6 protein-coding genes and 1 other RNA gene (1 of these 7 cut by a window edge) are annotated in these 5481 nt (G+C 46.5%); all 7 read left to right on the forward strand.

Annotation, left to right across the window (positions count from 1 at the left end; all coding sequences use genetic code 11):
• An RNA gene (gene rnpB / locus B3182_RS01840) (RNase P RNA component class A) lies at window positions 1-36 on the forward strand (it extends 556 nt beyond the left edge of the window).
• Window positions 37-317: 281 nt separating this feature from the next.
• Window positions 318-770, forward strand: a complete 453-nt coding sequence (gene mraZ / locus B3182_RS01845; RefSeq protein ID WP_292357825.1) for a division/cell wall cluster transcriptional repressor MraZ — start codon at window positions 318-320, stop codon at window positions 768-770.
• A 9-nt stretch (window positions 771-779) separates the two neighbouring features.
• Complete coding sequence (gene rsmH, locus B3182_RS01850; RefSeq protein WP_292357827.1) at window positions 780-1718, forward strand: 16S rRNA (cytosine(1402)-N(4))-methyltransferase RsmH; 939 nt, start codon at window positions 780-782, stop codon at window positions 1716-1718.
• Window positions 1715-2008, forward strand: a complete 294-nt coding sequence (gene ftsL / locus B3182_RS01855) for a cell division protein FtsL (RefSeq protein WP_292357828.1) — start codon at window positions 1715-1717, stop codon at window positions 2006-2008. The genes rsmH and ftsL overlap by 4 nt, the downstream gene beginning before the upstream one ends.
• Window positions 2005-3714 (forward strand): peptidoglycan D,D-transpeptidase FtsI family protein, encoded by a 1710-nt coding sequence (locus tag B3182_RS01860; protein ID WP_292357830.1) that lies wholly within the window; start codon window positions 2005-2007, stop codon window positions 3712-3714. The genes ftsL and B3182_RS01860 overlap by 4 nt, the downstream gene beginning before the upstream one ends.
• Window positions 3711-5231, forward strand: coding sequence for a UDP-N-acetylmuramoyl-L-alanyl-D-glutamate--2,6-diaminopimelate ligase (locus tag B3182_RS01865; protein WP_292751315.1), 1521 nt, complete (start codon window positions 3711-3713; stop codon window positions 5229-5231). The genes B3182_RS01860 and B3182_RS01865 overlap by 4 nt, the downstream gene beginning before the upstream one ends.
• A partial coding sequence (locus tag B3182_RS01870) for a Mur ligase domain-containing protein (protein WP_292751318.1) occupies window positions 5228-5481 on the forward strand: 254 nt, incomplete at its 3' end. The genes B3182_RS01865 and B3182_RS01870, both read left to right, overlap by 4 nt.

Below are 5481 nucleotides of genomic sequence, written 5' to 3' on the forward strand. Positions count from 1 at the left end.
CCACGACAGAACCCGGCTTATCGGCCATCTCAAACTTTTTCTGTTTCACCCATCTGAAAATATTTTTTCTGCGAGTCAAATTCTGCCTTTATTCTAGAATCTACTTTAACTTCCGATGCCAGTTTTTTGATAAGAAATAAGTCCTCGTTTTCACCTTGATCCACTTTCTCCCCACTTTCATGAAATTGCGCTAAGTCCTTGTCGTAAAAAGAGGATTTTCTTAATTTTGATGCTTGACTTCGTTATGTTGCACTCCTATAGTGTCGGAAAGTGGGGAAAAGTGGATCTTTGTGGATCCTTCAATTTGAGGACTAACAGTGTTTCGAGGCGTAGCAACTTTCAATCTGGATGCAAAAGGACGGATGGCCATTCCAGCCAAGTTCCGTAAGCATCTTGATGTCTGCTGCGAGGGCCGTTTGGTGATCACCATCGATCACTCAGACCACTGTCTACAGGTTTATCCACTGCCAGAATGGGAAACGGTTGAACAAAAACTATCTGCGCTACCAAGTTTGAATCCTCAGGTTCGTCGCCTCAAACGCATGCTGCTCGGCTATGCCACCGAGTGTGAAATGGATAGCAACGGTCGCATCTTGTTGCCGGCAAAACTACGTGAATTCGCAGGTTTAGATAAAAATATCGTGATGATTGGTCAGGGAAACAAGTTTGAGCTGTGGGATGAACAAAGCTGGAATACATTGATGGACGCATGTCTTCAGGAAGACTTTGACGCAATACTGCCAGCCGAACTCGAAACGCTGTCGATATAGGGCGGAGTCATGACAAACCAACTCCCAACACATCAACCGGTCCTTTTGAAAGAGACCGTCGAGGGACTGTTTATTCAGCCTGACGGTATCTATGTGGATGCGACTTTTGGTCGTGGTGGTCACTCTCGTGCCATTCTCCAACAACTTTCAGCAAACGGTCGTTTATTAGGATTGGATCGTGATCCAACTGCAGTGGAAGCAGGTCAGGCATTGGCGAAAATGGATACGCGCTTTGCGATTGAACATTGTGCTTTCTCTGAACTTTCAACGGTTATCCATTCCCGGCTCTGGCAAGGGAAGGTAAACGGTATTTTGATGGATATCGGTGTGTCTTCACCACAACTTGATGAGGCTGAACGTGGATTCAGTTTTCAACATGATGGCCCATTGGATATGCGGATGGATCCGACATCCGGCATGAGTGCGGCCGAATGGCTTGCCAGTGCTGAAATGAGCGAAATTGCTACTGTGATTAAAACGCTGGGTGAAGAACGTTACGGTAAACGTATTGCTTCCGCCATTGTGGAAACACGTGAACATACCCCTATCACCACAACAAAACAGTTGGCTGATTTGGTGGATAAAGCGAGTCCAACCCGCGATAAATTCAAACATCCGGCGACGCGTACTTTCCAGGCCATTCGTATTTTCATCAATAGTGAACTGGAAGAATTAACCAGTGCACTGGAACAGGCTTTAGAGATCCTGGCTGTGGGCGGTAGATTGGTCGTTATCAGTTTTCATTCGCTGGAAGATCGCATCGTCAAACGTTTTTTCCGCGACCAGGCGAAAGGTGATGATTTGCCCGCGCATTTTCCGGTGACAGCAGACCAATTAAATCCTCGTCTTAGAATTATCGGCAAGGCCATCAAAGCGGATGAAGCTGAGTTATCGGTGAATGTTCGCTCTCGCAGTGCGGTCTTACGTGTGGCGGAGAAACTTGCATGATCTGGCCTACGTTTTTCGAACATATCCGTATTGATTTGCCTGTGCTAGTCATGACTTTATTGGTGCTGGTCTCATCAGTTGCAGTGATCTATACCAAGCATGCGGGTCGTAGCGAATTTGTCGCGTTGCAGCAATTGGAAAACAGACGTGATCAATTGAATGAAGAGTGGGGCAAATTGTTACTGGAACAGAGCACATGGGCCAGTCCAGCCAGAGTTGAACAGCAGTCCCGTACCCGCCTGAATATGCAGGTACCCAGTAATGAACAAACCGTGGTGGTCAAACCATGAGTCGGCGCAAGCAAAACGGATATCAGCAAACCGGCAGCTGGCGGCTGAATCTGGTCAGACTGTCCTTTATCCTGATTGGTCTGGGTCTGTTATGGCGACTGGTGGATATTCAGGTATTGAATCCTGATTTTCTGCGTAATCAGGGCGATGCCCGCCATCTGCGTAATGTTCCAATTGTGGCCCATCGGGGAATGATTCTGGATCGTCATGGCGAACCTTTGGCGATAAGTACCCCAGTCCATTCTGTTTGGTTAAACCCTCAGGTAACAGATGCAGAAGATCCAAAGCTGACCAAATTAGCTTCTATTCTGGGCATTGATGCCAATAATATTCGTCAACGGATTTATCAGAACCCTGAACGTGAATTTCTTTATTTAAAACGTCGGGTCAAGCCGGAAATCTCGGATCAGGTAAAACAATTAAAAATTGGTGGCGTTGCGTTGCAACGCGAATACAAACGCTATTATCCAACAGGTGAAGTAACAGCCCATGTGGTGGGCTTTACCAATATTGATGATGTTGGTCAGGAAGGACTGGAACTTACCTACGAGCCATTACTGACCGGTGTACCTGGACTGCGTCGCATGGTGCGAGACAGTAAAGGTAATTTTGTTGGTGGTGGCGATCCTATTCGCCCGGCAAAAGCTGGTGAAAACATCCAGTTAAGTATCGATTTGCGTTTGCAGTATCTGAGTTATAACGCGCTTAAAAACGCGGTTGATAAGCATGGTGCGAAATCAGGCTCTGCGGTGATTCTGGATGTTCAGACTGGTGAAGTCTTAGCGATGGTTAATCAACCAGCTTTTAATCCAAATAATCGTTATGGTGTGCAGTCGGCTGACTTACGTAATCGTGCTGTGACCGATCTGTTTGAACCAGGTTCAACAGTAAAACCTTTTACCGTTGCCAGTGGTTTGAAATCAGGCAAATTTGATCTCAACACGATGATCAATACACATCCAGGTACGATGCGGGTCAGTGGGCATACTATCCGTGATTTCCGCGATTACGGCATCATTAATTTGGCCACATCAATTCAAAAGTCGAGTAATGTTGCGGCCAGCAAAATTGCGTTGGAACTTGAACCAATGGAATTGTGGCAGGATTTTGCCAGTTTTGGCATGGGCGCTGAAAGTGGCGCCTATTTCCCGGGGGAAGCCATGGGAACTTTACCTGATCCGCGGACATGGCGAACCTTGGATCGGGCCACGCTGGCTTACGGTTATGGATTGGCAACAAATACGTTACAACTCGCCAGAGCTTATACCATCATTGGTAATGGCGGCATTATGCGCAATGTCACGTTTATCAAACAGGATAAAACACCCAAGGGACGTCGAGTTTTTTCCAAAGATTTAATGGAAACCGTACGCGGTTTGATGGAATTGGTTGTGCTTCCAGGTGGGACTGCCCAACGGGCGGCGGTACCAAATTACAGTGTAGCCGCAAAAACCGGCACGGTTAAAAAAGCTATGGCGGGAGGGTATACCGAGAGTGAGTATCAATCGCTGTTTGCTGGTTTGATACCGGCCAAAAATCCCCGCTTGGCAATGGTGGTGGTGATTGATGAACCAACAGGCGAAGAGTATTACGGTGGTGCAGTAGCCGCACCAGTATTTGCTGATGTTATGGTGGGTGCCATGCGTTTACTGAATATTGCGCCTGATGCACTTCCCCAAACGCAATTACAGGTGGCGCATCAATGAACTATCAAATGCGTCTTATTGATTTAATGCAACTGGTTGATAGTGACACGGTGTCGACAACAGTGGTTAGCGGTCTGAGTCTGGATAGCCGTCGGCTCAAATCAGGAGATTTGTTTTTTGCCTTAGCTACAGATCTGGAAATCCGAGACCAACATATTAAGCAGGCAGCTAAAGCCGAAATTGCAGCTGTTTGCTATTCAGCAGAAGCACCTTTGAAACCAGAGCTGAGAAAACATCTGCAACAACGGCAAATTGAAATGGTTGCTGTTAATGATTTGAAGGAGCAAACCGCTCGCCTGGCTGCGGCATTCTATCAATATCCTTCGGCAACAATGACGGTCATAGCGGTCACCGGTACCAATGGTAAAACTTCTGTCACCCAGTTTATCGCTCAGGCACTGGAAAACGCCGGTCAACCTTGTGGTGTTATAGGAACATTGGGCAGTGGAAGACTAACTGAGATAAAAGATCACGGCATGACAACGCCGGACCCCGTGCGTTTACAAGCAATGCTTGCAGAAATGCGTGACAACGGAATCCAGTACGTCGCTCTGGAAGCATCTTCACATGCTTTGGAACAGGGACGGCTGAATTTTGTTGATATTAACTATGCCGTATTGACCAATTTAAGTCGGGATCATCTTGATTATCACCAGAGTATGTTGGAGTACGCGGCGGCAAAACAACGTTTATTTGATTTTGCATCGCCAGAGGCTGCAGTAGTCAATGCTGACGATGACTTTGGTCAGCAGATATTGTCTTTACTTAAAAAAAATCAGATTAACAGTGTGGAGTATAGCTGCAGTAATTCCAAAGCAAATGTGTTTGCCAGTGATATTCAGGCGACAACTAATGGCTTGCAATTCAATTTACATAATGCGCAGCAAACAGTGGCCATTCAAACCCGTTTACTCGGCAGATTCAATGTCGAAAATCTATTGGCAACCGCCGGTGTACTTGCGTTAGTTGGTTGGTCAACGGATGAAATTGCCGACGGATTAAATCAATTAACCAGTGTAAATGGACGCATGCAACTGTTGGCGAGCAGTCTGCAACCATCAGTTGTGATTGATTTTGCCCATACTCCAGATGCATTGGAAAAAGCTCTGCTGGGTATGCGTCAACATATGGAAAGTCGTTCGAAACTCTGGTGTGTATTTGGTTGTGGCGGTGAACGCGACAAAGGCAAACGGCCTTTGATGGGGAAAATCGTCAGTGAGTTAGCCGACAAACTGGTCGTTACTGATGACAACCCGCGTGGTGAGGAAAGTATGAAAATCATCGAGCAGATCCTGGCTGGTTGCCACAAACAAGCAGATATTCATATTGAAGCTGATAGAAAGCTAGCGATCGAATACGCCATTATCGATTCTGCTCTTGATGACATGGTCCTTATAGCCGGAAAAGGCCATGAACAATTTCAGGAAGTCGCTGGCGTAAAAACACCTTTTAATGATAACGAGATAGCGATGCAGGCCATACACAAACGTCACTCAGCAACAAGGGTAACTTTATGACCACTATTCACCTGAGCAAAATTGCTGAGCAACTGAACGCCGAGTTACACGGCGAAGATGCCGTGATGACAGGCAGCAAGATTGATAGCCGTCAGATTGAAAATGGTGATTTGTTTGTCGCGCTGTCCGGCGAGAATATGGATGGCCATGATTTTATAGAGCAGGCACGTTTGGCGGGTGCAAGTGGGGCATTAGTTAATCGGTATATTGCCAATGAACTGCCTCAGATTGTGGTTGATGATGTCACCAG

The sequence above is a fragment of the Methylophaga sp. UBA4204 genome, from assembly GCF_002379485.1.
Lineage (GTDB): Bacteria > Pseudomonadota > Gammaproteobacteria > Nitrosococcales > Methylophagaceae > Methylophaga.